This is a genomic window from Acidovorax sp. LjRoot66, assembly GCF_964253305.1.
In the GTDB taxonomy this organism is placed as follows: domain Bacteria; phylum Pseudomonadota; class Gammaproteobacteria; order Burkholderiales; family Burkholderiaceae_C; genus Acidovorax.
This window is the reverse complement of sequence record NZ_CAXUQU020000001.1, coordinates 1513444-1535269: the sequence shown is the minus strand read 5'-3', so window position 1 is coordinate 1535269 and position 21826 is coordinate 1513444. Positions and strand designations below refer to the sequence as shown.

25 protein-coding genes are annotated in these 21826 nt (G+C 68.0%); 3 read left to right on the top strand and 22 right to left on the bottom strand.

The window, feature by feature from the left end:
- Nucleotides 1–99: 99 nt before the first annotated feature.
- A complete protein-coding gene (locus ACSQ3Y_RS07100; RefSeq protein WP_082604373.1) occupies nucleotides 100–1791 on the bottom strand; it encodes an RCC1 domain-containing protein in 1692 nt (563 codons plus the stop codon).
- Between the two features lie 162 nt (nucleotides 1792–1953).
- Here ACSQ3Y_RS07100 and ACSQ3Y_RS07095 point away from each other — a divergent pair, with 162 nt between their 5' ends.
- Nucleotides 1954–2643 carry a response regulator gene (locus tag ACSQ3Y_RS07095; protein ID WP_428002418.1) on the top strand — a complete coding sequence of 230 codons (690 nt, stop codon included), beginning with the start codon at nucleotides 1954–1956 and terminating at the stop codon, nucleotides 2641–2643.
- A gap of 37 nt (nucleotides 2644–2680) precedes the next feature.
- On the top strand, nucleotides 2681–4687 hold the full coding sequence (locus ACSQ3Y_RS07090; protein WP_436176840.1) for a sensor histidine kinase: 2007 nt from the start codon (nucleotides 2681–2683) through the stop codon (nucleotides 4685–4687).
- 12 nt (nucleotides 4688–4699) lie between these two features.
- On the opposite strand, the gene ACSQ3Y_RS07085 is transcribed toward ACSQ3Y_RS07090, so the two are convergent.
- From ACSQ3Y_RS07085 to ACSQ3Y_RS07045, 9 genes are all read right to left on the bottom strand, one after another.
- Complete coding sequence (locus ACSQ3Y_RS07085; protein WP_436176839.1) at nucleotides 4700–5221, bottom strand: hypothetical protein; 522 nt, start codon at nucleotides 5219–5221, stop codon at nucleotides 4700–4702.
- 56 nt (nucleotides 5222–5277) lie between these two features.
- Nucleotides 5278–6081, bottom strand: a complete 804-nt coding sequence (gene hisF / locus ACSQ3Y_RS07080) for an imidazole glycerol phosphate synthase subunit HisF (protein WP_057205046.1) — start codon at nucleotides 6079–6081, stop codon at nucleotides 5278–5280.
- 37 nt (nucleotides 6082–6118) lie between these two features.
- A complete protein-coding gene (hisA, locus tag ACSQ3Y_RS07075; protein WP_057205049.1) occupies nucleotides 6119–6859 on the bottom strand; it encodes a 1-(5-phosphoribosyl)-5-[(5-phosphoribosylamino)methylideneamino]imidazole-4-carboxamide isomerase in 741 nt (246 codons plus the stop codon).
- 62 nt (nucleotides 6860–6921) lie between these two features.
- Nucleotides 6922–7590, bottom strand: coding sequence for an imidazole glycerol phosphate synthase subunit HisH (gene hisH / locus ACSQ3Y_RS07070; RefSeq protein WP_057265166.1), 669 nt, complete (start codon nucleotides 7588–7590; stop codon nucleotides 6922–6924).
- Between the two features lie 54 nt (nucleotides 7591–7644).
- On the bottom strand, nucleotides 7645–8280 hold the full coding sequence (gene hisB / locus ACSQ3Y_RS07065; RefSeq protein ID WP_057205054.1) for an imidazoleglycerol-phosphate dehydratase HisB: 636 nt from the start codon (nucleotides 8278–8280) through the stop codon (nucleotides 7645–7647).
- Nucleotides 8277–9389, bottom strand: coding sequence for a histidinol-phosphate transaminase (hisC, locus tag ACSQ3Y_RS07060; RefSeq protein ID WP_057205057.1), 1113 nt, complete (start codon nucleotides 9387–9389; stop codon nucleotides 8277–8279). Before hisC ends, hisB begins: the two co-directional genes overlap by 4 nt.
- Entirely contained in the window at nucleotides 9386–9841 is a 456-nt protein-coding gene (locus ACSQ3Y_RS07055) for a PIN domain-containing protein (RefSeq protein WP_057265168.1), read from the bottom strand. Before ACSQ3Y_RS07055 ends, hisC begins: the two co-directional genes overlap by 4 nt.
- The gene (locus ACSQ3Y_RS07050) at nucleotides 9838–10062 is read right to left on the bottom strand and encodes a hypothetical protein (RefSeq protein WP_057205247.1); all 225 of its coding nucleotides are present in this window, start codon (nucleotides 10060–10062) and stop codon (nucleotides 9838–9840) included. The genes ACSQ3Y_RS07055 and ACSQ3Y_RS07050 overlap by 4 nt, the downstream gene beginning before the upstream one ends.
- A gap of 49 nt (nucleotides 10063–10111) precedes the next feature.
- Nucleotides 10112–11563 carry a PLP-dependent aminotransferase family protein gene (locus ACSQ3Y_RS07045; RefSeq protein WP_057265170.1) on the bottom strand — a complete coding sequence of 484 codons (1452 nt, stop codon included), beginning with the start codon at nucleotides 11561–11563 and terminating at the stop codon, nucleotides 10112–10114.
- A 153-nt stretch (nucleotides 11564–11716) separates the two neighbouring features.
- Here ACSQ3Y_RS07045 and ACSQ3Y_RS07040 point away from each other — a divergent pair, with 153 nt between their 5' ends.
- The gene (locus tag ACSQ3Y_RS07040; protein WP_436176838.1) at nucleotides 11717–12100 is read left to right on the top strand and encodes a DUF2917 domain-containing protein; all 384 of its coding nucleotides are present in this window, start codon (nucleotides 11717–11719) and stop codon (nucleotides 12098–12100) included.
- 10 nt (nucleotides 12101–12110) lie between these two features.
- Here the strand turns inward: ACSQ3Y_RS07040 and hisD are convergent, their stop codons facing one another.
- From hisD to ACSQ3Y_RS06980, 12 genes are all read right to left on the bottom strand, one after another.
- A complete protein-coding gene (hisD, locus tag ACSQ3Y_RS07035) occupies nucleotides 12111–13493 on the bottom strand; it encodes a histidinol dehydrogenase (protein WP_057205069.1) in 1383 nt (460 codons plus the stop codon).
- Nucleotides 13494–13534: 41 nt separating this feature from the next.
- Nucleotides 13535–14179: an ATP phosphoribosyltransferase gene (gene hisG, locus ACSQ3Y_RS07030; RefSeq protein WP_369818120.1), complete on the bottom strand. Its 645-nt coding sequence runs from the start codon at nucleotides 14177–14179 to the stop codon at nucleotides 13535–13537.
- 43 nt (nucleotides 14180–14222) lie between these two features.
- Nucleotides 14223–15515 (bottom strand): UDP-N-acetylglucosamine 1-carboxyvinyltransferase, encoded by a 1293-nt coding sequence (gene murA / locus ACSQ3Y_RS07025; RefSeq protein WP_057265299.1) that lies wholly within the window; start codon nucleotides 15513–15515, stop codon nucleotides 14223–14225.
- 47 nt (nucleotides 15516–15562) lie between these two features.
- Entirely contained in the window at nucleotides 15563–15805 is a 243-nt protein-coding gene (locus ACSQ3Y_RS07020; protein WP_436176837.1) for a BolA family protein, read from the bottom strand.
- A 76-nt stretch (nucleotides 15806–15881) separates the two neighbouring features.
- The gene (locus ACSQ3Y_RS07015; RefSeq protein WP_057265180.1) at nucleotides 15882–16637 is read right to left on the bottom strand and encodes an ABC transporter permease; all 756 of its coding nucleotides are present in this window, start codon (nucleotides 16635–16637) and stop codon (nucleotides 15882–15884) included.
- The gene (locus ACSQ3Y_RS07010; RefSeq protein ID WP_428002427.1) at nucleotides 16634–17596 is read right to left on the bottom strand and encodes an ABC transporter ATP-binding protein; all 963 of its coding nucleotides are present in this window, start codon (nucleotides 17594–17596) and stop codon (nucleotides 16634–16636) included. Before ACSQ3Y_RS07010 ends, ACSQ3Y_RS07015 begins: the two co-directional genes overlap by 4 nt.
- 68 nt (nucleotides 17597–17664) lie before the next feature.
- Nucleotides 17665–17976, bottom strand: a complete 312-nt coding sequence (locus ACSQ3Y_RS07005; RefSeq protein ID WP_057205081.1) for an STAS domain-containing protein — start codon at nucleotides 17974–17976, stop codon at nucleotides 17665–17667.
- Nucleotides 17957–18604: an MlaC/ttg2D family ABC transporter substrate-binding protein gene (locus ACSQ3Y_RS07000; RefSeq protein WP_057265301.1), complete on the bottom strand. Its 648-nt coding sequence runs from the start codon at nucleotides 18602–18604 to the stop codon at nucleotides 17957–17959. The genes ACSQ3Y_RS07005 and ACSQ3Y_RS07000 overlap by 20 nt, the downstream gene beginning before the upstream one ends.
- Before the next feature lie 123 nt (nucleotides 18605–18727).
- On the bottom strand, nucleotides 18728–19495 hold the full coding sequence (locus ACSQ3Y_RS06995) for an MlaA family lipoprotein (RefSeq protein WP_436180095.1): 768 nt from the start codon (nucleotides 19493–19495) through the stop codon (nucleotides 18728–18730).
- 62 nt (nucleotides 19496–19557) lie between these two features.
- A complete protein-coding gene (gene mlaD / locus ACSQ3Y_RS06990) occupies nucleotides 19558–20046 on the bottom strand; it encodes an outer membrane lipid asymmetry maintenance protein MlaD (RefSeq protein ID WP_057265185.1) in 489 nt (162 codons plus the stop codon).
- A gap of 42 nt (nucleotides 20047–20088) precedes the next feature.
- Nucleotides 20089–20871: a lipid asymmetry maintenance ABC transporter permease subunit MlaE gene (gene mlaE / locus ACSQ3Y_RS06985; protein WP_057265187.1), complete on the bottom strand. Its 783-nt coding sequence runs from the start codon at nucleotides 20869–20871 to the stop codon at nucleotides 20089–20091.
- Nucleotides 20868–21686, bottom strand: coding sequence for an ABC transporter ATP-binding protein (locus tag ACSQ3Y_RS06980; RefSeq protein WP_436176836.1), 819 nt, complete (start codon nucleotides 21684–21686; stop codon nucleotides 20868–20870). Before ACSQ3Y_RS06980 ends, mlaE begins: the two co-directional genes overlap by 4 nt.
- Nucleotides 21687–21826: the final 140 nt, after the last annotated feature.

Sequence of the window (21826 nt, the reverse complement as noted above, 5' to 3'; positions counted from 1 at the left end):
ACCCCAGGCAGGGCATTGCACGGGCCTCCCGACGCAAGCGGTCCACGCCCGCCCGCACGGATCCGGGCGAAGGCGTGGACCGCGTGGAGGCAGGACCGCTCAGCGCAGTGTCAGCACGTTGGAGAAGCGCCCCGCGCGCAGCATCTCGTTCACGGCGGCCTGGGAATTCACCCCGAGGCCATAGCCCAGGAAGATGCTGCTGCCGACCAGCGCACTCAGGTCCATGCCGTTGATGTTGAGGATGGGCGCCGACACCGGCAGCGCCCCCACGTACAGCGCAGCGGTCGCGAAGGGGTTGTAGGGCACGAAGGTCGACTGCGCCCCGTCCAGCATGAGCACGCGGCCATCCGCCAGCGCCAGAACCACGAAGATCGCGCCCGGCTGGCCCGCGTGCGCCGCAGGCAGGGTCACGCCGGCCCGGGCCGTCAGGTTGTTCAGCGGGCCGCTCTGGGCGGTGCTGAAGGCGGGCTCGGTGCCCGGCGCGGGCGTGCCGGTGCCAGGGCCACCGGTTCCCGGAGTCCCTGGATTGCCGGTGTTGCCAGGGTTGCTGCTGTTGTCCACCCCGGCGTTGAGCGCGATGCGCGTGGGCGTGCTCACGACGCCGTTGGAGGTGGTGACCCCGTTGCCCAGCACACCTCCGTCGGTGCGGCCCCAGGTGTAGACCGCGCCATCGGGCATGAGCGCCGCCGCAGCGAAGGCGCCCGTGAAGACGTACGACACCGGGCCGGGCAGGCCCTGCACCCGCACCGGGCCCGCCTTGGCGTTGGCCGGCACCGAATCCCACTTGGTGGAGGCCGTCGTGCCGTCGCCCAGCAGGCCATTGCTGCCCTGGCCGCAGGCAAACACGCTGCCGGCCCCGTCGACGAACAGCGCGGAGCCCCCGCCTGCAGCGATCTGGCGCAGGTTGGCCAGGTTCTTGATGGTGTAGGGCTGGGCCGCCGTCTGCGCGTTCTCCTGGCCGCAGGTCAGCATGCCGCTGTTGGTGTCGCCCCAGGCCAGCGCCTGGCCGTTCTTGATGCCGTAGTACAGACCGGCCGCGTTGCCCGTGGCCGTCGCGTCAATGAAGGCCAGACCCGTGGGCTTGAGCGCCGTCACGCCCAGGGGATCCGTGGCGGCCGCCACCGCCTGGATGGGGTTGTCGCGCACGGCGTTGCTGCCCCAGCCGATCAGGCTGCCGTCCTGGCGGCGGCCGATCATTTGCGTGCCTGTCACCGCCAGCTGCACGATGCCGGTGGCGCCGGCAACGGGCTGCGGCTGGCCCCGCTGCTGCGGCCCACCGGGGCCCAGGCCCAGGTTGCCGTAGCCATTGTCGTAACCCCAGGCCCAGATCTGGCCATTGCTGTCCGTGGCATAGAGCGAATAGCCGTTGGTGGCGGCGAGCACCGAGACGATGCCCGACAGCCCGGGCACCTGGACGGGCTCGTAGCGGAACTGCCCGCCCGAGGTGTTGGAGCCGATCAGCCCGTCGGAGACATTGCCCCAGACCCAGACGCTGCCGTCGCGCTTCACGGCTGCGGACAGTTGTCCCCCGGCGGTCAGGGCCACCACCTCCGTGCCCAGCGATGCGATCTTCGCGGGCGCGGGGTTGCTGCGGTCGGCCTGGCCACGGCCCAATTGCCCCGAGTCCCCGCGCCCCCAGGAGGTGACGCTGCCGTCCGCGTTGAGCAACAGCATGTGGTAGTCGCCGATGACGACATGCGGAATGGCGGCCAGCGCCGGACAGGCCAGCCCGGCAAGGACGCCTGCCAGCACGAGGGCCCGGCGCAAGAACCTGTTCAAGGAATCAGACATGGAGCAACTCCTGCTAGCAGTGAAGGTGCATGGATTCTTCCGCCACGCGCCGCGCGCGTCTGTCCCTCGAACAAGGGACAAAACGGTTCATATGCAAGCAGCTGTGACAGCAGGCCGCGCGTATCATGAAATCCACCGCCGAGCTTCCAAGGCCCGCCCCCCATGTCCGCTTTGCTCTCCGTGCTCGTGATCGAGGACGACCCCCCGTTCAGGCAGCGCCTGTGCGACAGCATTGCCGCCGCGCCCGACCTGCGCCTGGTGGGTGCCGCCGGTGACGCGGCCTCGGGCCTGGCCCTGCTGGCCCGGCACCAGCCCCAGGTGCTGCTGCTGGACCTGGGCCTGCCCGACCTCAACGGCATCGAGGTGATCGCGCGCAGCGCGGGCATTGCGCCCCACTGCGAGGTGGTGGTGGTCACCGTGTTCGGCGACGAGGCCCATGTCATGCAGGCACTGGCAGCCGGCGCCACGGGCTACGTGCTCAAGGACACACCGGCCCTGGACCTGGCCGAGATGGTGCGCGCCGTGCACGCAGGCGGCAGCCCCATCAGCCCGGTGATCGCCCGGCGCCTGCTGACCCGGCTGGCCCCTGCGGGCAGCTCGCGCCAGCGCGCGCAGGCCAGCCTGCCGGATACCGTCGCCAGCGAGGCCGACGCAGGCCTGCTCAGCGACCGCGAATGCGAGATGCTCGGCCTGGCCGCCAAGGGCTACAGCTACCGCGAGATCGCACAGATGATGGGCGTGAGCCAGCAGACCGTGCTCACCTACGTCAAGCGCAGCTACCGCAAGCTGCAGGTGCACTCCCGCTCCGAGGCGGTCTACGAAGCCCGCAAGCGCGGGCTGATGGGCGACTGACGGCCCCAGCCCAGCCCAGCACTGCACCGGCATTTCCGTGGCCCGCCCCTCCCGCACCCTGCAGCCCGGCACGCCAGCCCCAGGCCGACAGGGTTGGCGCTGGATGGCATCTGCCTGCCTGGCCCTGGCGCACTTGCTGGATTGGGCCCCATCGCTGGCGCATGCAAGCCTGCTGGAACCGGCCACCGACATCACCAATGCCATGGTTTCGCGCGTGGAGCGCTGGGAGCCCGTGCCGGGGTCCGAGCCCTCCATCGGCCCGCCGGGGGAGGGAGCGCAGGGGCAGTGGCACCCTGTCGACCTGCCCCAGGCCATACAGCGCAAGGCCACCACACGGGCAGCCGTCAATCTGCCCCTGCCCACGGTCTGGTACCGCACGGCATGCCCTGTGCCGGCAGCCCAGGAGACGCTGGCCCTGTACCTGCCCCGCGTGAACGGCGGCCCCCTGCAGGTATGGCTGCGCAATGCACAGGCCACGCGCCAGTTGCTGGACAACAGCCCGGCCTGGCCCTCGCAGTGGAACCAGCCCATCCTGCTGCGGCTGCCCAGCGCCGCCGCCCAGCCCCACGGCAGTTGCCTGCTGTTCCTCGCGCTGCCACCGCGCGCCGACGGCAGCTATGCACTGAGCCGTCTGTGGCTGGGCGCGGAGACTGAACTGCAGAGCCTGTGGTCGGCACGCCAGCGCTGGGTCGTCACCGTGCCCCTGGCGGCCAGCACCACGCTCGTCATGCTCGGGCTGTTCTCGCTGGCGTTCTGGTGGCACCGCCGCAAGGACACGGCCTACCTGTACTTCGGCCTGGCATCGCTGGCCTGGTGGCTGCGCAACCTGCACTACGGCATCGAGCTGCCACAGAACCTCGACGCCCTGCGCTGGTTCTGGTGGGCCACCGATGCCTCGATGACCTGGGTCATGCTGCTGGTCTACCTGTTTTCGCTGCGTTTTGCCACGCGTCGCTTTCCGTGGGTAGAGCGCCTGCTGCTGGGCTTTGCGGTCCTGGTATCGGCCATGTCCATGCCGTTCCTGCCCTGGGCTCTGGATACGCCGCTGCTGCTGCATGCCGCCAATACGCTGGTCGCCATGGGCGTGACCCTGCTCATCGCCGGGTCGGCCTGGCGGGGCAGCCGCGAGTTGCGGGTGCTGGCGCTGGCGCTGTGCATCTGCCTGGGCCTGGGCGTGCACGACCTGGCGCTGCTGCAGCTGCGCATATCGCCCGAGAGCCTGTACCTCATGCCTTACGCGATGGTGCTGGTGCTGGGCGCTTTCCTGTACGCCGTGAACCGCCGCTACATCGGCGCGCTGGAGCACGCGGAAGGCGCGGCCCAGGTGCTGCAGGACAAGCTCTCGGAGCAGCAGCGCGCGCTGCAGGGCAATTTCGCCCTGCTGGCCGAGGTGGAAAACGAGCGCGTGCGGCTGACGGAGCGCCAGCGGCTCACGCGCGACATGCACGATGGCCTGGGTGCCATGCTGGTGTCGTCGCTGGGACAGATGGAACAAGGACGCCTGTCGCAGGGCGATGTGGCCCAGGTGCTGCGCGACTGCCTGGAAGACTTGCGCCTGACCATCGATTCGATGGAGCCCATCGACCAGGACCTGACCACCCTGCTGGCAACCCTGCGCCAGCGCGTAGGCCACCGGCTGGCACAGGGCGGCATCACCCTGCACTGGCACATGGACGACCTTCCGCCGCTGCCCTGGCTGGATGCGCCTGCGGCGCTGCACGTGCTGCGCATCGTGCAGGAGGCGCTGGCCAACGTGGTCAAGCACTCCGGGGCGGCCAATGTCACGCTATCGGCCACTGTGGACACGGGGCCGGGGGTCTGCGTTCAGATCGAGGACGATGGCCGCGGGCTGCCCTCCCTGGCAGGCAACACCCCGGGGCGGGGGCTGAACCACATTGACGAACGTGCGCGCCAGTTGGGTGGCCATGCGCGGATACTTCCGGGTCACCTGGGCGGCACGGTGGTGCAGCTGTGGCTGCCGCTAGAAGGCCCGCCGCCCCCTGCCACCGATGGATTCAGGCACTCACGCTGGCCTGCACCCTAGCCACTCAGCCCCTCAGGGCTTTGCCACCGTGAGGAAGACCCGCTTGCGGTCCCAGTTCTTGCGGCCCAGGTACTTGATGGCGATCACGTAGCGGCCGGGAGGCAGAAAGTCCTGCGTCAGCGTCTCTTGCTGCGTGACGACCGGCTGGCCGTTCACGCGCACGCTCTGTTGCGCCACCATTTCAGTCTCGCTCTCCAGATCCTGGCCATCGAGCCCGTAGACCGTGACGTCGGGCTCTTCCTTTTCTTCGCCCACATGGGCCAGGCCCATGGCGTTGGGGCGTGTGAGCACGTCGAGCGCCACCTTGCCGTCCACCGGTTCGCGCACGATCCAGTAGACCTCGCGCACGTTGTCGTTGAGCTCGGCCAGGAGGGCCTTGAGCTTTTCGTACTCGGCCTTGTCGGCAATCACCTGCACCGCCTTGCCGCCGATGGTCGCGTCAAAGCAACGACCGATGCGGTCCACGCAGGGAATGCGGTCGAAATAGCCGCGCGCATAGGACGGCGCCGGCACCTGCTGTGCTGCGGCTGGCATGGCGGCAAAACCGGCTCACAGGGCCATGGCAGCGGCCAGGGCCCGCAAGGAGCCCCTCATAACAGCCGCACCGGGATGCCCCGCCCCGCCATGTGCTGCTTGGACTGGCCCACGGTGTACTCACCATAGTGGAAGATGCTGGCGGCCAGCACCGCGTCGGCGCCGCCGATCTGGATGCCGTCGGCCAGGTGGTCGAGGTTGCCCACGCCGCCCGAGGCGATCACGGGCACGCTCACCGCATCACTCACCGCACGCGTCAGCGCCAGGTCGAAGCCGGCCTTGGTGCCGTCGCGGTCCATGCTGGTGAGCAGGATCTCGCCCGCGCCGCGGCGCGCCATCTCGGTGGCCCAGGCCACGGCGTCCAGGCCGGTGTTCTTGCGCCCACCATGGCTGTACACATCCCAACCCGGGCCCACGGCCTTGCCGTCGGCCCCGGTGCGCTGCGCATCCTCTTCAGAGCGGCGCTTGGCATCGATGGCCACCACGATGCACTGCGCACCGTACCTGTCCGATGCCGCATTGATCACGCCGGGGTCGGCAATCGCGGCCGAGTTGAAGCTGGTCTTGTCCGCGCCCGCATTGAGCAGGCGGCGCACATCGGCCACCGTGCGCACGCCTCCGCCGACGGTGAGCGGAATGAACACCTGGCTGGCCACGGCTTCGATGATGGGCAGGATCAGGTCGCGCCCATCGCTGGTGGCGGTGATGTCGAGAAAGGTCAGCTCGTCGGCGCCCTGCGCGTTGTAGCGCGCGGCGATCTCGACGGGGTCGCCCGCATCGCGCAACTCGACGAAGTTGACGCCCTTGACCACGCGGCCTCCGGTCACGTCCAGGCAGGGGATGATGCGTTTGGCAAGCATGTCAGTCAAAGGTAGTCGTTGGGGCGCGCTTTACGCGTCAGCCATTGAGTTCATCGGCACGCGCCTGCGCTGCCGCGAAATCGAGGTCCCCACTGTAGATGGCGCGCCCGCAGATCACGCCTTCGACGCCCTCACCCTCGACCGCACAGAGCTTCTCTATGTCGGCCATGTTCGACAGGCCGCCCGAGGCGATCACGGGGATGCTCAGCGACTGCGCGAGCTTGACGGTGGCTTCGATGTTAATGCCCGAGAGCATGCCGTCACGGCCGATGTCGGTGTAGATGATGGACTCGACGCCCCAGTCCTCGAACTTCTTGGCCAAATCCACGACCTCGTGGCCGGTGAGCTTGCTCCAGCCATCGGTGGCAACCTTGCCGTCCTTGGCATCGAGGCCGACGATGATGTGGCCGCCGAAGGCACTGCAGGCGTCCTTGAGGAAGCCGGGGTTCTTCACCGCCGCCGTGCCGATGATCACGTAGCGCAGGCCGCCATCGATGTATTTTTCGATGGTGTCCAGGTCGCGGATACCGCCACCGAGCTGCACCGGGATGTCCTCGCCCACTTCCTGCAGGATGGACTTGATCGCGCTGAAGTTCTTGGGCACGCCGGCAAAGGCGCCGTTCAGGTCCACCAGGTGCAGGCGGCGTGCGCCGGCCTCCAGCCACTTGCGCGCCATGGCGGCAGGGTCTTCACCGAAGGTGGTGGATTGGTCCATGTCGCCTTGCTTGAGGCGTACGCAGTGGCCGTCCTTGAGGTCGATGGCGGGAATGAGCAGCATGGTGGGTTCGGGTGAAAAAGGGCGAGGCCGGGCTCGGCCCGAACAGGGTTGGAAATGAAAACTCAGGGGTTCCAGTGCAGGAAATTGCGGTACAGCGCCAGGCCGTGCTCCGCACTTTTCTCGGGGTGGAACTGCGTGGCAAAAATATTATCGCGTGCAATCGCTGCGGCGAACACACCGCCGTAGTCGGCCTCGCCCGCGCAGTGCGCTGCATTCTGCGGCCGGGCATAGAAACTGTGCACGAAATAGAAGTAGCTGCCGTCAGGCACGCCGGACCATACCGGATGTACCGCACCGCCGTGCGCCACCTGGCGCACCTGGTTCCAGCCCATCTGCGGCACCTTGAAACGGCTGCCATCGGGCTGGTTGCGGCCGGCGAGGTCGAACTTTCGCACCTCGCCAGGGATCAGCGACAGGCCGGGCGTGTCGCCCTCGGCGCTGTGGTCCAGCAGCATCTGCATGCCCACGCACACTCCGAACATCGGTTTGCTGGCCGCAGCTTCGAGCACGGACTCCGAGAGGCCCGAGTCGCGCAGCTCGCGCATGCAGTCGGGCATGGCGCCCTGCCCCGGCAGCACGATGCGCTGGGCGGCGCGCACGTCTTCGGGGCGCGAGGTGACGACCACGGTCCAGCCCGAGCCTTCGGCCGCAGCCTGCACGGCCTGCGACACCGAGCGCAGGTTGCCCATGCCGTAATCAACCACGGCGACGGTTTTTGCTTCCATATTCATAGCTATCGGCGCTTGGCGAAAAATCGGTAGCGGCCTTTTTTCAGCGTGTGGGAATCAGAGACTGCCCTTGGTGGACGGAATGGTGCCGGCGGCGCGCGGGTCGCGCGTGAGGGCCGAGCGCAGCGCGCGGGCAAAGGCCTTGAACACTGTTTCGCACTGGTGGTGCGCGTTGATGCCCTTGAGGTTGTCGATGTGCAGCGTCACGCCCGCGTGGTTCACGAAGCCCTGGAAGAATTCGTAGGTGAGCTGCGTGTCGAAGCCGCCGATGCTGCCCGCCGTGAACGGGATGTGCAGGTGCAGCCCGGGGCGGCCCGAGAAATCGACCACCACGCGGCTCAGCGCCTCGTCCAGCGGCACATAGGCATGGCCGTAGCGGGTGATGCCCTTCTTGTCGCCCACGGCGCGCGCGAAGGCCTGGCCCAGGGTGATGCCCACGTCTTCCACCGTGTGGTGGCCGTCGATGTGCAGGTCGCCGTCGCAGTCGACCTCCAGGTCGATCAGGCCGTGGCGGGCGATCTGTTCGAGCATGTGGTCGAAAAAGCCGATGCCGGTGTGCAGCTTGGCCTGGCCGGTGCCGTCGAGGTTGATGCGCACGGTGATGTGCGTCTCGGCGGTGTTGCGGCTGACCTCGGCGGTGCGGTCGGCCTGTGGGTCGGTCGAGGCGGAGGGAACGAGTGCAGAAGAAGTCATAGGGAGGCTTGGAGCGCAGCAAGCATCTGCGCGTTGTCGTCGGCGTTGCCCACCGTGAGGCGCAGGCAGTTCACCAGCATGGGGTGCATTGTAGAAACGTTCTTGACGAGGACCTTGCGCTTTTTCATGCCCTCGCAGGTTGTGGCGGAATCGGCCACACGCACCAGCACCATGTTGGCCTCGCTGTCCCAGCACTTTTCGATGCCCGGCAGGGCCCTGAGGGCCTGCACCAGCAGTGTGCGCTGGGCGCGCAGCTCGGCGGCCTGGTCGGCGAATACGTCGGCATGCTCCAGCGCGAACAGCGCTGCCTCGCAGTTGAGCACGCTCACGTTGTAGGGCGGGCGCACCTTGTCGATCTCGGTGGTCACGGCCGCTGGCGCGATGAGGTAGCCCAGGCGCACCCCGGCCAGGCCGAACTTGCTGAGCGTGCGCATGAGCAGCACATGGCCGTTGCGCGCCGGTTCGGCGCGCATGCGGTCGATCCAGGTGCGGCTGGCGAAGGGCTGGTAGGCCTCGTCCATCACCACGAAGCCGCCCTGTGCGCCCACCGCGTCGATGATGCGCTGCACCGCGCCCTCATCCCACAGCGTGGCCGTGGGGTTGTTGGGGTAGGCGATGTAGGTGATGGCCGGGCGGTGCTGGGCGATGGCGGCCAGCATGGCCGGCTCGTCGAGCTCGAAATCGGCAGTGAGCGGCACGCCCACGAAATCCAGGCCCTGCAGTTGCGCGCTCAGCGGGTACATCACGAAGCCGGGCATGGGCGCCAGCATGGTGGCACGCTCGCCGGGCTGGGCGCAGGCCAGGGCCAGCAGGGTGATGAGTTCGTCGGACCCATTGCCCAGCACGATGCCGTGACCCTCGGGCATGCCGGCGTACTTCGCCAACGCGGCCTTCAGGTCGTTCAGGCGCTCGCCCGGGTAGCGGTTGAGCGCCAGCGCGCCCAGGCGCTGGCCCAGCGCGGCCTGCAGGTGGGCGGGCAGGCGAAACGGGTTTTCCATCGCGTCCATCTTGAGCATGCCGGTGGACGGCTGCACGGCATAGGCATGCATGGCGCGCACGTCGGCACGGATGCGGTTCAGGGCGGCCAGAGGCGGGGCAGTGGTGGTCATTCGGCGGTGTCCAGTTCGTTGGGGGCGACAAGAAAGGGGTTGATGCAGCGCACGGCGTCCAGCACCTGATCGTGCGGCAGCGCCTCGGTGAGCAGGTAGCGGCAGCCCTGCTGGTGGGCCGAGGAGACGATGAGCGCGTCCCAGTAGCCCAGACCATAGCGGTCCTGCAGGTCCCAGGCGCCGTCCACGGTGTAGGCGTCGAGGTGCGGCGGCAGCCACACGCGCAGGCGCCGCACCTGGGCGCGCACCAGGGGCACGGTGCGCGGGCCCTCGAAGCGCTGGATGGCCTGGTTGTACAGCTCGTTGAGCACCTGGGAGCTGATGCGCCCGCTGCGCGTCTGCCAGCAAAAGCCCAGCCACTCGCGGGCCCGCGCCTGGCGCACTGGGTCGCGGTCGTCCACGCTGGCCAGCAGCAGCTCGGTGTCGACGAACAAGGGCACGGTGCTGCTCATCGCTGGAACAGGATTTCGCGCGGCACATAGGGGCCGCTGGAAGCGCCCCAGCTCTCGAAGCCCAGCGCCTCGCGCATGGCCTGGGCGTAGGCGTCTTCCTGGCGCATCTTTTCGGCCAGCCACTCGCCCACCAGGCGCGACACGCTGCTGCCGCGCTTGGCGGCTTCGATGCGCACCCATTCGGCGGCGGCGTCGTCCATGGTGATGGTGACGTTTTTCATGGGATCCATATTACACGAAGTTCGTGCTCCACGAAGTTCGTGTAGAAATTCAGGCGACCTTGCGATCGGTGGCCTGGAGCACGCGGCAGGCCATCTCGCCCACGGTGCGCAGGGCCACCAGGTGTTCCGGGGTCCAGTCGCCCCCCACGCCGATGCGCAGGCAGTTGCGAAAGCGCCCGCTGGCGCTGAACACGGTGCCGGGGGCGATCAGGATGTGTTCGGCCAGGCAGGCTTCATGCAGTTGCACCGAGTCGAGCGCGCGCGGCAGCTCCACCCACAGCAGCATGCCGCCGGGCGGGTCGCTGACCCGCGTGCCCGGCGGAAAGTGCGCGCCGATGGTGTGGCGCACCTCGTCGAGCCGGGCCGCAGCCGCCGCGCGCAGCTGGCGCATGGCGGCCGCATGCCCGCTCTGGTTGATGAGGTCGGCCAGCGCCAGCTCCAGCACGGCCGACTGGCCGCCGGCCTGCATGTCCTTGATGCTGCGCAGTTGCTCGGTCCAGCGCCCGGCCTCGACCCAGCCCAGGCGCAGGCCCGGGGCCAGGGTCTTGGAGAACGAGTCGCAGAGCATCACGTGGCCCGTGGTGTCGTAGGACTTGACGGTGCGGCGCATCTCGTCGGACTCGGCCAGGTCGGCGTAGATCGCGTCCTCGATCACCGCCATGCCGTGGCGCGAGGCCATCTGCGCCAGCCGGCGACGCTCGGGCTGGGGCATGCAGCTGCCCAGCGGGTTGCTCAGCGTGGGCACCACCATCAGGGCCTTCACGGGCTGCGTATCGAGCGCAAGCTGCAGCGCATCGAGCGAGATGCCGTGGCGCGGGTGCGTGGGGATCTCCAGCGCCTTGAGGTGCAGGCCTTGCAGCACTTCGAGGAAGGAAAAGTGCGTGGGCGACTCCAGCGCCACCACGTCGCCCGGCTGGGTGACGGCGCGCAGGCACAGGGCGATGCTGTCCATGCAGCCTCCGGTGATCACGATGTTCTCGGGGTCCAGGCTGCAGCCCAGGCCCACGGCATAGCGCGCCAGGGCGCGCCGCGCCTCCTCCTGCCCGGCCGACGAGGGATAGGTGCACAGCAGCTGACGGTTGCGCTGCACGGAGCGCACCACCGCGCGGCGCACGCGGTCGGGGTTGAGCATGTCGGGCCCCGGGGTGCCGCTGCTGAACGAGAGCATGTCCGCCGGCTGGGCACGGCCCATGATGCGCTGGCCCAGCCAGTCCACCGACACCTCGCGCGGGCGGCGCAGCGGGCGTGGGGTGGTGGGCTCGGGCAGGTTGACAGGGCGCGCCGCCACGAAGAAGCCCGAGCGCGGGCGCGCCGTGATCAGCCGCGCGTCCTCGAGCCAGTGGTAGGCCTGCACCACGGTGCTCTGGGCCACGCCGCGCTGGCGCGCCAGTTCGCGCACCGAAGGCATCTTCTCGCCGCGCGCCAGGGTGCCGTTGCGCACCAGTTCGGCCAGTTGGGCCGCGATCTGCAGGTAGAGGGGGGTGGTTTCCACGGCGTCCATGGCTTCATTCTGTACTGGCAGGGCCAGCGGTGGCCAGTACAGATTGACCCCAGTCAATACGACACAGAGCCCCGCAGCGGGGGATCTGTACTGCACCAGCTCGCGCCGTGCTGTGGCTGGTGGCCCAGGGCGCGGGCGCGCACAGTGCAAGGCATGAACTCACTGCACACCCCCTCCCCCGCTTTGCCCACTGTCCCACCGCTGCGGCCACAGGCCCTGGCGCTGCAGTGGAACCGCCAACCCTTGCCGCCTCTGCAGGCCGTGCAGGCGCTCGAATTCCGCACGGGCGAAACCGGCCTGCTCGAAGTCGAGCAGGGCCGCGTCTGGGTCACCTGCGATGGCCTGCTGGAAGACTATTTCCTCGATGCAGGCCAGCGCCTGTCGTTCGCCGGGCCGGTGCGGCTGCGCGTGAGCGCCGAGGGTGGCCGCCCGGCGCGCCTGAGCTGGGCGCGGCACCGGAATTCGGATGTATTGGACCGTTCAGCGGCGGCCGATGTGCCCGCGCCGGGCGCGTCCATCCGCCTGCAGGCGGCCTGAAAAAAGGCTATCAGCCCCGGGCTGGCGGCACGGGCTTGAGCCGCAGCTCGGCGGCGCGGGCATGGGCCTGCAGGCCCTCGCCATAGGCCAGTTCGGCCGCGATGGTGCCCAAGGCCTGAGCGCCGGCCTCGCTCACCTCGATGAGGCTGCTGCGCTTCTGGAAGTCGTAGACGCCCAGTGGCGAACTGAAGCGTGCCGTGCCGCTGGTGGGCAGCACATGGTTGGGGCCTGCGCAGTAGTCGCCCAGGCTTTCGCTGGTATAGGCCCCGAGGAAGATGGCGCCCGCGTGGCGCAGCAGGGGCTCCCAGCGGTGCGGTTCGTTGCTGCTCACCTCCAGGTGCTCGGGGGCGATGCGGTTGCTGATGGCGCAGGCCTCTTCCATGCTGCGCGTGTGGATCAGGGCGCCCCGGCCGTTCAGGCTCTTGGCGATGATCTCGGCGCGGGGCACGGTGGGCAGCAGGCGGTCGATGGCCTCCTGCACGGCGTCGATGTAGGCCGCGTCGGGGCACAGCAGAATGCTCTGCGCCAGCTCGTCGTGCTCGGCCTGGGAGAACAGATCCATCGCCACCCAGTCGGCCGGGGTGCTGCCGTCGGCCAGCACCAGGATTTCGCTGGGGCCGGCGATCATGTCGATGCCCACGGTACCAAACACGCGCTTCTTGGCGCTGGCCACGTAGGCGTTGCCCGGGCCGGTGATCTTGTCGACCTTGGGCACGGTGTCGGTGCCATAGGCCAGCGCGGCCACGGCCTGCGCCCCGCCGATGGTGAAGGCGCGCGTGACGCCAGCCACGTAGGCCGCCGCCAGCACCAGCTCGTTGCGTTCGCCCTTGGTGGATGCCAGCTGCGCGCCCGAGCCGCCGGTGGCGACGCTGCCGCGAACGGGCGTGGGCACCACCATGATGATCTCCTGCACGCCGGCCACGTGGGCGGGGATGGCGTTCATGAGCAGGCTCGACGGATAGGCCGCCTTGCCGCCGGGCACGTAGATGCCCACGCGGTCGAGCGGGGTGACCTTCTGGCCCAGCAGGGTGCCGTCCTCGTCGCGGTAGCTCCAGCTCTCGCCCGAGGCCTTCTTCTGCGCCTCGTGGTAGCTGCGTACGCGCCTGGCGGCGGCCTGCAGGGCATCGCGCTGGGCCGCGGGAATGGCGTCGAACGCGGCCTTGAAATCGGCCTGCGTGAGTTCGAGCCCGGCCATGGAATCAGCCGCCAGGCCGTCGAAACGCGCCGTGTAGTCGAGCACGGCGGCATCGCCACGCGCCCGCACATCGGCCAGGATGTCGGCCACGCGCTGCTCGATGGCCGCATCCGTGTCGGCGGACCAATGCAGGCGATCGCGGAAGGCGGCTTCGAAATCGGCGCTATCGGTGCTCAGGCGTACGGGCTTGGCTTGCATGGCTTTCGGGTCTCTGTCGCTGTGGGAAATCGGTGATTCGTTCAGGCGCGCGCTGCGGTGGCCGCAGCAAAGGCATCGATGATGCGGCGCAGCGGGGCCTGCTTGAGCTTGAGCGCGGCCTGGTTGACGACCAGGTAGGAGCTGATGTCCATGATGCGCTCGACCTCCACGAGGTGGTTGGCCTTCAGAGTATTGCCCGTGGACACCAGGTCGACGATGGCGTCGGACAGGCCGATCAGCGGCGCCAACTCCATGCTGCCATAGAGTTTGACCATGTCCACGTGCACCCCCTTGGTGGCGAAGAAGTCGCGCGCGATGGAGGTGTACTTGGTGGCCACCTTCAGGCGCGAGCCCTGCTTGACGGCGCGCTCGTAGTCGAAGTCGTTGCGCACGGCGACGCTCACGCGGCATTTGGCGATCTGCAGGTCCAGCGGCTGGTACAGGCCCTGGCCGCCATGCTCGATGAGGGTGTCCTTGCCGGTCACGCCGATGTCGGCGCCGCCGTACTCCACGTAGGTGGGCACGTCGGTGGCGCGCACCAGCACCACGCGCACGTCGGGCTGGTTGGTGGGCAGGATGAGCTTGCGCGATTTTTCGGGGTCTTCGAGCACCTTGATGCCGGCAGCGGCCAGGAGCGGCAGGGTCTCGTCGAAGATGCGGCCCTTGGACAGGGCGAGGGTGATCATGGTCATACGGGTTCTCTGAAAAGGGGCGCGGGCGGTGTGGCGGTCAGGACATCCGCTCGATGTCCGCTCCGATGCCGCGCAGCTTGGCTTCCATGCAATCGTAGCCACGGTCCAGATGGTAGATGCGGTCCACCACGGTCTCGCCGTCGGCCACCAGGCCGGCAATCACCAGGCTGGCCGACGCACGCAGGTCGGTGGCCATCACGGTGGCGCCCGACAGGGGTGGATTCACGGCCTCGGCGTTGCCCAGGCCCTCGATCACGGCCACCTTGCCATCGGTCTGGATGCGGGCACCCAGGCGCACCAGCTCGTCCACATGCATGAAGCGGTTTTCGAAGATGGTCTCCGTCACCGTGGAGGTGCCCTGCGCCACGCAGTTGAGTGCCATGAACTGGGCCTGCATGTCGGTGGGAAAGCCCGGGTATTCGGTGGTGCGGAAACCCTGGGCGCGCAGCTTGCCGGCGCCGGGGCTCTGCACGCGGATGCCGCCATCCACAGCCTGCACCTGCACGCCGGCCTCGCGCAGCTTGTCGATCACGGCATCGAGGTGGTCGGCGCGGCCATGGCGCAGCACCACGTCGCCGCCGGTGGCGGCCACCGCGCACAGGAAGGTGCCGGCCTCGATGCGGTCGGCCACCACACGGTGGGTGCAGCCGTTCAGACGCTCCACGCCCTGGATGCGGATGCGGCTGCTGCCGTGGCCTTCGATCTTCGCGCCCATGGCGATCAGCATCTCGGCCAGGTCGATGATCTCGGGCTCCTGCGCGGCGTTTTCCAGCACCGTCTCACCCTCGGCCAGCGCCGCGGCCATGAGGAAGTTCTCGGTGCCGGTCACCGTGACCATGTCGGTGGTGATGCGCGCGCCCTTCAGGCGCGTGGCGCCGGCGGGCAGCTTGGCGATCATGTAGCCGTGCTCGACCACGATCTCGGCCCCCATGGTGGCCAGGCCCTTGATGTGCTGGTCCACCGGGCGCGAGCCGATGGCGCAGCCGCCGGGCAGCGACACCGTGGCCTCGCCGAAGCGCGCCAGCAGCGGGCCCAGGGCGAGCACCGAGGCGCGCATGGTCTTGACCAGCTCGTACGGGGCCTCGGGCGTGTTCAGGCCACTGGCGTCGATGCGCACGGTGCCGTCGGGTGCACGCTCGGCCGCCACGCCCATGTTGCGGATCAGGGTCAGCATGGTGCTCACGTCCTGCAACTGGGGCACATTGAGCAGGGTGACCGGCTCGGCCGTGAGCAGCGCGGCGCAAAGTTCGGGCAGCGCGGCATTCTTGGCGCCGGAGACCAGCACCTCGCCCTGCAGGGTGCGGCCACCACGGATGAGGAGTTTGTCCATCACGAAACCAGTGAAAAAGTAGTGGGAGGTGCCGGGGTAGCAGCGGCTCAGCGCGGCTGCACTGCCCATTCGGCGGGCGTGAAGGTCTTCATGGACAGGGCATGCACCTCGTCCGTCTGCATGCGCGTGCCCAGCGTGGCGTACACGCGCTGGTGGCGCTGGATGAGGCGCTTGCCCTCGAACTCGGCCGAGACGATGGTGGCGTACCAGTGGCGGCCATCGCCCTGCAGGTCGATGTGCTCGCAGGCCAGGCCGGCGGCGATGAGGTCTTTGAGTTGGTCGGCGGTCATGGGTGGGGCGTGGTTGTCTGCATCCGGGGCGGGCGGCAAGGGTACCGCGAACCGCTCCCGGGCGGTTCAATATCGGTCAATGGCGGATCTTGTAGCCGGTGCGCAGCAGGTGCACGGCCAGCCAGCTGACCGCGAGCCAGGCCAAACCCACGATACCGAGGCTGAGCCAGGGCGAGGTGTCGCTCTGGCCGAAGAAACCGTAGCGGAAACCGTCGATCATGTAGAAGAACGGGTTCAGGTGGCTCACGATCTGCCAGAACGGCGGCAGGGACTGGATGGAGTAGAACACGCCGGACAGGAAGGTCATCGGCACGATCACGAAGTTCTGGAACGCGGCCATCTGGTCGAATTTGTCGGCCCACAGCCCGGCGATGAGCCCGAGCGTGGCCAGAAGGCCCGCCCCCAGCACGGCAAATGCAATGATCCACAACGGCGCTGCGAACTCCGGTCGCGCGAAGGCGACCGTGACGATGAACACCCCCAGCCCCACGGCCAGCCCGCGCACGATGGAGGAGCCCACATAGGCCACGAACCAGGCCCAGTGCGACAGGGGCGTGAGCAGCACGAACACCAGGCTGCCCATGATCTTGCTCTGGATCAGGCTCGACGAGCTGTTGGCGAAGGCGTTCTGCAGCACGCTCATCATCACCAGGCCGGGCACCAGGAAGGCTGTATAGCTGATGCGGTCATAGACCTTCACATGGTCTTCGAGCACGTGGCCAAAGATCAGCAGGTACAGAACGGCGGTGAGCACCGGCGCGGCCACGGTCTGGAAGCCCACCTTCCAGAAGCGCAGCAGTTCCTTGTAGAACAGGGTTTGCCAGCCGGTCATGCGTGGGCTCCCAGGGCTGCGGGAGCGGCAGAGGCCGCAGGCGGCGGGTGCGACGCCGATGTGCCGGCCATCACCTGCAGGAACACATCCTCCAGGTCGGGGCGGCGGATCTCCATGTCATGCACCTCCACACCCGCCACGCGCAGCGCGGCCAGGTGCTCCTCGATCTCGCGCGCGTCGTGCGCCGGCATCTGCACGATGCGGCCGGTGACGCGCGCCAGGCGCGCCAGTGCGGGCGGCAGCTCCACGTCGGCCTTGAACTGCAGCACATTGCCCGAGGCGGCCTTGAGCAGTTCGCTGGTATCGGCCAGGGCCACCACCTGCCCGGTCTTGAGCATGGCAATGCGGTTGCACAAAGCTTCTGCCTCCTCAAGGTAGTGCGTGGTGAGCAGCACGGTGTGCCCTTCCTTGTTCAGGCGGGCGATGAATTGCCACAGGGTCTGGCGCAGCTCCACGTCCACCCCGGCGGTGGGCTCGTCGAGCACGATGATGGGCGGCTTGTGCACCAGGGCCTGGGCCACGAGCACGCGCCGCTTCATGCCACCCGAAAGCTGGCGCATGTTGGCGTTGGCCTTGTCCGTGAGGCCCAGGTGGTGCAGCAACTCGTCGATCCAGGCGTCGTTGTTCTTCACACCGAAGTAGCCTGACTGGATGCGCAGCGCCTCGCGCACGTTGAAGAAGGGGTCGAACACCAGCTCCTGCGGCACCACGCCGAGCTTGCGCCGGGCCTCGGCGAACTGCGCCTGCACGTCGCTGCCCTGCACCAGCACACGGCCGTTGCTGGGCCGGGCCAGGCCGGCGAGGATGCTGATCAGGGTGGTCTTGCCGGCACCATTGGGGCCGAGGAGTCCGAAGAACTCCCCTTCCTCGATGTCCAGGCTGACCTGGTTGAGTGCCTGGAAAGGGCCTTTGGGCGTATCAAAGGTCTTGGAAACGGCTTGGAATGAGACTGCGGGCATGAGCCGCTGATTTTAAGGCCTGGTGCACAAACCTGCTGCGCCGGCCCCGGTAGCCCCTGCCAGACGGGTCAGGCTGCAGGCAGCAGATCTGCAACGCCGTACAGCCCAGCCATGCTGGTCAGCGCTGCGGGCAGTCCCTGTACGGCAAAGGTCTTGCGGTCCGAGAGCGCCTCGCGCCGGCATTCGAGCAGCACCGCCAGCGCGGAGGTGTCGAACACGGACAGCGCCTGGGCATCCACCACCACGCCCGGCTCCTTGTGCACCTTCAGGCCCTGCAGCAGCATGCGCAGGCACGCCGGTGCCTGGCGGTGCGTCAGTTCCTGCGGAAGGACCAGGACAGGCACGGTGGAAGGCCCTGTGTCAGCCCTTGGTGCCGGCATTGGACTTGTTGCGCGCTTCCAGCGAGGCAATCAGGCCATCCACGCCCTTGGCGTTGATTTCCTGCGCGAACTGGCCCTTGTAGGTTTCCACCAGCCACACGCCGAGCACGTTGAGGTTGTAGATCTTCCAGCCGGCGCCATCGCCCGGGGTCTTCTCCAGACGGTAGTCGAGCTGAATCGGGTCGCCGCGGCCCACGATCTCGGTGCGCACCACCACGTCCTTGTCGGCGGGATCGCCGCGCAGGGGCTTGACCTGGATGGTCTGGTCATTCACCTGGGCCAGCGCACCCGCATAGGTGCGCACCAGCAGAATCTTGAATTCGTCCTGCAGGCGCTTTTGCTGCTCAGGCGTGGCCTGGCGCCAGCCCGGGCCCACGGCGGCGGCGGTCATGCGGCGGAAATTCACGTTGGGCATGACCGTCTTGTCCACCAGCGCGATCACCTTGGACAGGTCTCCGCCCTGGATGGCCTTGTCCGCCTTGACGGTGTTCAGCACGTCGGTGGACAGGCGCTTGATCAAGGCGTCGGGGGCTTCATCTGCGGCCAGGGCCGACAGGGGCAGGCCCAGCGTTGCGGTGGCCGCCAGGGCCAGGGCGATATGGCCCACGAGTCGTCGATTCATCATCATGTCATCTGCTTTCATTGGGGCGGGCAAGGCACCCTTGATTTCATTGTGGGCCCGAGGGGCCATCCATATGCTTCGGCCAGGTTGCGGTGTGCAAGCAAGTGCAACACCTACCCGGCGGGAAAATCAGCGCTTCCTGGCGTCCGCAGGGGGCTCCTCGGGCAGCATGCCGTCCTTGGAGTCCTGGGCACCATCATCCTTGTCCTTGTCGTACGGCGCCTCGCCGGCCTGGCTGCGCACCTGCAGGAACACGTCGCGCGTGAAGCTGTACTTGTCGAGCGCAGCACTGTCGAGCACGGAACCCGCACGCAGCAGGTTGGCACGCACATCCACCGCGCGCAAGGCATACAGCGAATTGCGGGCCGAGGTCGGGTCCACGTAGCGCACGGGGTTGCCCATCATGTCGACCGGCAGGGCAAAGGTATCGCGCACCGTGGAGGGCCCGAAAATGGGCAGCACCACATAGGGACCGGTGTCCACGCCCCAGCGGCCCAGCGTGAGGCCGAAGTCCTGGCGGTAACGGTCGATACCCAGCTCGCTGGCGACATCCAGCACGCCCCCCAGGCCGAGGAAGGTGTTCACGTTCACGCGCATGAAGCTGGAAGCGGCACCTTCGAGCCGGAACTGCAGCACGTTGTTCACGAAGGACCAGACGTCGGTCAGGTTGGCGAAGAAGTTGCTCACCCCGGTGCGCACCGGAGCCGGCGTGACTTCCTTGTAGGCCGTGGCCACGGGCTTGAGCACCAGGGCATCGACCTGTTCGTTGAACTTGGTGACCCCGCGGTTGTAGGGTTCCAGCGGGTCGCGCGGGTCGTTGCGGGGGCCGCTCGCGCAGCCGACCAGCAAGGCGAGCCCCAGCACGGCTACCAGGGCCCGGCCGGTGCGCCGCAGCATTGCAGCGCCATTCGCGGGGTGGTTTTCATCGTCGCGGGCCGTGCCCGCTTGCGTCCTGTTCATCATTTTTTGCTACCTGCCCCTGCGGGCTTACTGCCGTCTTCGGCTTTGCTGTAAAGAAATTGTCCAATCAGGTTTTCCAGCACCACGGCGGACTGCGTGGCGGTGATCATGTCGCCCGCCGCGAGGTTCTTCTCATCGCCGCCGGCCTCGATGCCGATGTACTGCTCGCCCAGCAGGCCGCTGGTGAGGATCTTGAGCGAGCTGTCCTTGGGGAACGCATAGCGGTCCTGCATGGCCAGCGTGACGCGCGCCTGGTAGGTCTTGTCATCGAAGGCGATGGACTCGACCCGGCCCACGACCACACCGGCGCTGCGCACGGCAGCCTGTGGCTTGAGGCCCCCAATGTTGTCAAAGCGCGCGGTGAGCTGGTAGCCGCGCTGGAAATTGAGGGTCAGCAGGTTGGCCGACTGCAGGGCCAGGAACACCAGCGCCGCGATGCCCAGCATCACGAACAGGCCTACCCAGACATCATTCTTGGAGCGTTGCATCGTTAAGGTCTCTTTTCTTCGTCTGCCGGTGGTTGCCCGGCATCAGATACTGAACATCAGGGCGGTGAGGAGGAAGTCCAACGCCAACACTGCCAGCGATGCCATCACCACCGTGCGTGTGGTCGCGCGCGACACGCCCTCGGGCGTGGGCTTGGCGGCATAGCCCTGCAGCAGCGCCACGAAGGTGACGGTGACACCGAACACCGCGCTCTTGAGAACGCCGTTGCCGACATCCTTCCACACATCCACCCCGCCCTGCATCTGGCTCCAGAAGGCGCCGGGGTCGATGCCGATGAGCACCACGCCGACCACCCAGCCACCGATCACACCGACGGCGCTGAACACGGCGGCCAACAGCGGCATCGTGATGACACCCGCCCAGAAGCGCGGCGCCAGGATGCGCCGCACCGGGTCCACGGCCATCATCTCCATGGCGCTGAGCTGCTCGCCCGCACGCATGAGGCCGATCTCGGCCGTGAGCGAGGTGCCTGCACGTCCTGCAAACAGCAGCGCCGTGACCACGGGCCCGAGCTCGCGCACCAGCGACAGCGCCACGAGCATGCCCAGTGCCTCGGACGAGCCGTAGCGCTGCAGCGTGTAGTAGCCCTGCAGGCCGAGCACAAAGCCCACGAACAGGCCCGAGACGGCGATGATGGCCAGCGAATAGTTGCCCAGGAAGTGCACCTGGTCGCGCACCAGCGACGGCCGCAAAAAGGTGGCACCGAACAGTCGCACCAGGCGCACGAACAGGTGCGCCGCAGCGCCGATGTCGGCCAGCTGCTGGCGCACGGCCAGGCCCACATCGGAAGGTTGGTACCAGCTCACAGGCCTATCCCCCCGGCAGGGCCGTAGTCCTGCTCCGCCGTCGGCCCCGGGTAATGGAAGGGCACGGGCCCGGTGGGCAGCGCGTGCACGAACTGGTGCACCAGCGGGTCCTTGCTGGCACGCACCTCGTCGGGCGTGCCCTGCGCGGCGACCACGCCTTCGCCGAGGATGATCACGTGGTCGGCCAGGCGGAAGGTCTCCTCCAGGTCGTGCGAGACCACGATGCTGGTGAGCCCCATGGCATCGTTGAGCTGGCGGATGAGCTGGGCGGCAGTGCCCAGCGAAATGGGATCAAGCCCGGCAAAGGGCTCGTCGTACATGACGAGTTCAGGGTCGAGCGCGATGGCGCGGGCCAGCGCCACGCGCCGGGCCATGCCGCCGGATATCTCGCTGGGCATGAGGTCGCGCGCACCGCGCAGGCCCACGGCATTGAGCTTCATGAGCACCACATCGCGCACCAGCGCCTCGGGCAGATCGGTGTGCTCGCGCAGCGGAAAGGCCACGTTCTCGAACACATCGAGGTCGGTGAACAGGGCACCGAACTGGAACAGCATGCCCATGCGCCGCCGCGCTGCATAAAGGCCGGCCGCGTCCATCTTCCCCACATTCTGGCCATCGAACAGCACCTCGCCCTGCTGCGCCTGCTGCTGCCCACCGATGAGGCGCAGCACCGTGGTCTTGCCCCCGCCCGAGGCCCCCATGAGCGCCGTGACCTTGCCGCGCGGCACGGTCAGCGACACGTCGCGCAGGATGGCACGGTCACCGTAGGAGAACGTGACGTTGCGCAATTCGGCAAAGGGCGAGGGCTCAGGCATGCAGAAGAAAAAAGGGGTGGTATGCAGAAACGATGGTCCGCGCGCACGGCAATCCCCGCGCGCAATACAGCAGCGATGGTAGCCGAATCCGCAAACATACATGCATGTATGTTTGCACTTTCCCGATACGGGTTGTGCAG

What these genes read in the sequence shown, in the direction of transcription:
- ACSQ3Y_RS07100 (WP_082604373.1), bottom strand. Translation starts at nt 1,791, where the DNA reads ATGTCTGATTCCTTGAACAGGTTCTTGCGCCGGGCCCTCGTGCTGGCA.
- ACSQ3Y_RS07095 (WP_428002418.1), top strand. Translation starts at nt 1,954, where the DNA reads ATGTCCGCTTTGCTCTCCGTGCTCGTGATCGAGGACGACCCCCCGTTC.
- ACSQ3Y_RS07085 (WP_436176839.1), bottom strand. Translation starts at nt 5,221, where the DNA reads ATGCCAGCCGCAGCACAGCAGGTGCCGGCGCCGTCCTATGCGCGCGGC.
- hisF (WP_057205046.1), bottom strand. Translation starts at nt 6,081, where the DNA reads ATGCTTGCCAAACGCATCATCCCCTGCCTGGACGTGACCGGAGGCCGC.
- hisA (WP_057205049.1), bottom strand. Translation starts at nt 6,859, where the DNA reads ATGCTGCTCATTCCCGCCATCGACCTCAAGGACGGCCACTGCGTACGC.
- hisH (WP_057265166.1), bottom strand. Translation starts at nt 7,590, where the DNA reads ATGAATATGGAAGCAAAAACCGTCGCCGTGGTTGATTACGGCATGGGC.
- hisB (WP_057205054.1), bottom strand. Translation starts at nt 8,280, where the DNA reads ATGACTTCTTCTGCACTCGTTCCCTCCGCCTCGACCGACCCACAGGCC.
- hisC (WP_057205057.1), bottom strand. Translation starts at nt 9,389, where the DNA reads ATGACCACCACTGCCCCGCCTCTGGCCGCCCTGAACCGCATCCGTGCC.
- ACSQ3Y_RS07055 (WP_057265168.1), bottom strand. Translation starts at nt 9,841, where the DNA reads ATGAGCAGCACCGTGCCCTTGTTCGTCGACACCGAGCTGCTGCTGGCC.
- ACSQ3Y_RS07050 (WP_057205247.1), bottom strand. Translation starts at nt 10,062, where the DNA reads ATGAAAAACGTCACCATCACCATGGACGACGCCGCCGCCGAATGGGTG.
- ACSQ3Y_RS07045 (WP_057265170.1), bottom strand. Translation starts at nt 11,563, where the DNA reads ATGGACGCCGTGGAAACCACCCCCCTCTACCTGCAGATCGCGGCCCAA.
- ACSQ3Y_RS07040 (WP_436176838.1), top strand. Translation starts at nt 11,717, where the DNA reads ATGAACTCACTGCACACCCCCTCCCCCGCTTTGCCCACTGTCCCACCG.
- hisD (WP_057205069.1), bottom strand. Translation starts at nt 13,493, where the DNA reads ATGCAAGCCAAGCCCGTACGCCTGAGCACCGATAGCGCCGATTTCGAA.
- hisG (WP_369818120.1), bottom strand. Translation starts at nt 14,179, where the DNA reads ATGATCACCCTCGCCCTGTCCAAGGGCCGCATCTTCGACGAGACCCTG.
- murA (WP_057265299.1), bottom strand. Translation starts at nt 15,515, where the DNA reads ATGGACAAACTCCTCATCCGTGGTGGCCGCACCCTGCAGGGCGAGGTG.
- ACSQ3Y_RS07020 (WP_436176837.1), bottom strand. Translation starts at nt 15,805, where the DNA reads ATGACCGCCGACCAACTCAAAGACCTCATCGCCGCCGGCCTGGCCTGC.
- ACSQ3Y_RS07015 (WP_057265180.1), bottom strand. Translation starts at nt 16,637, where the DNA reads ATGACCGGCTGGCAAACCCTGTTCTACAAGGAACTGCTGCGCTTCTGG.
- ACSQ3Y_RS07010 (WP_428002427.1), bottom strand. Translation starts at nt 17,596, where the DNA reads ATGCCCGCAGTCTCATTCCAAGCCGTTTCCAAGACCTTTGATACGCCC.
- ACSQ3Y_RS07005 (WP_057205081.1), bottom strand. Translation starts at nt 17,976, where the DNA reads ATGCCGGCACCAAGGGCTGACACAGGGCCTTCCACCGTGCCTGTCCTG.
- ACSQ3Y_RS07000 (WP_057265301.1), bottom strand. Translation starts at nt 18,604, where the DNA reads ATGATGATGAATCGACGACTCGTGGGCCATATCGCCCTGGCCCTGGCG.
- ACSQ3Y_RS06995 (WP_436180095.1), bottom strand. Translation starts at nt 19,495, where the DNA reads ATGCTGCGGCGCACCGGCCGGGCCCTGGTAGCCGTGCTGGGGCTCGCC.
- mlaD (WP_057265185.1), bottom strand. Translation starts at nt 20,046, where the DNA reads ATGCAACGCTCCAAGAATGATGTCTGGGTAGGCCTGTTCGTGATGCTG.
- ACSQ3Y_RS06980 (WP_436176836.1), bottom strand. Translation starts at nt 21,686, where the DNA reads ATGCCTGAGCCCTCGCCCTTTGCCGAATTGCGCAACGTCACGTTCTCC.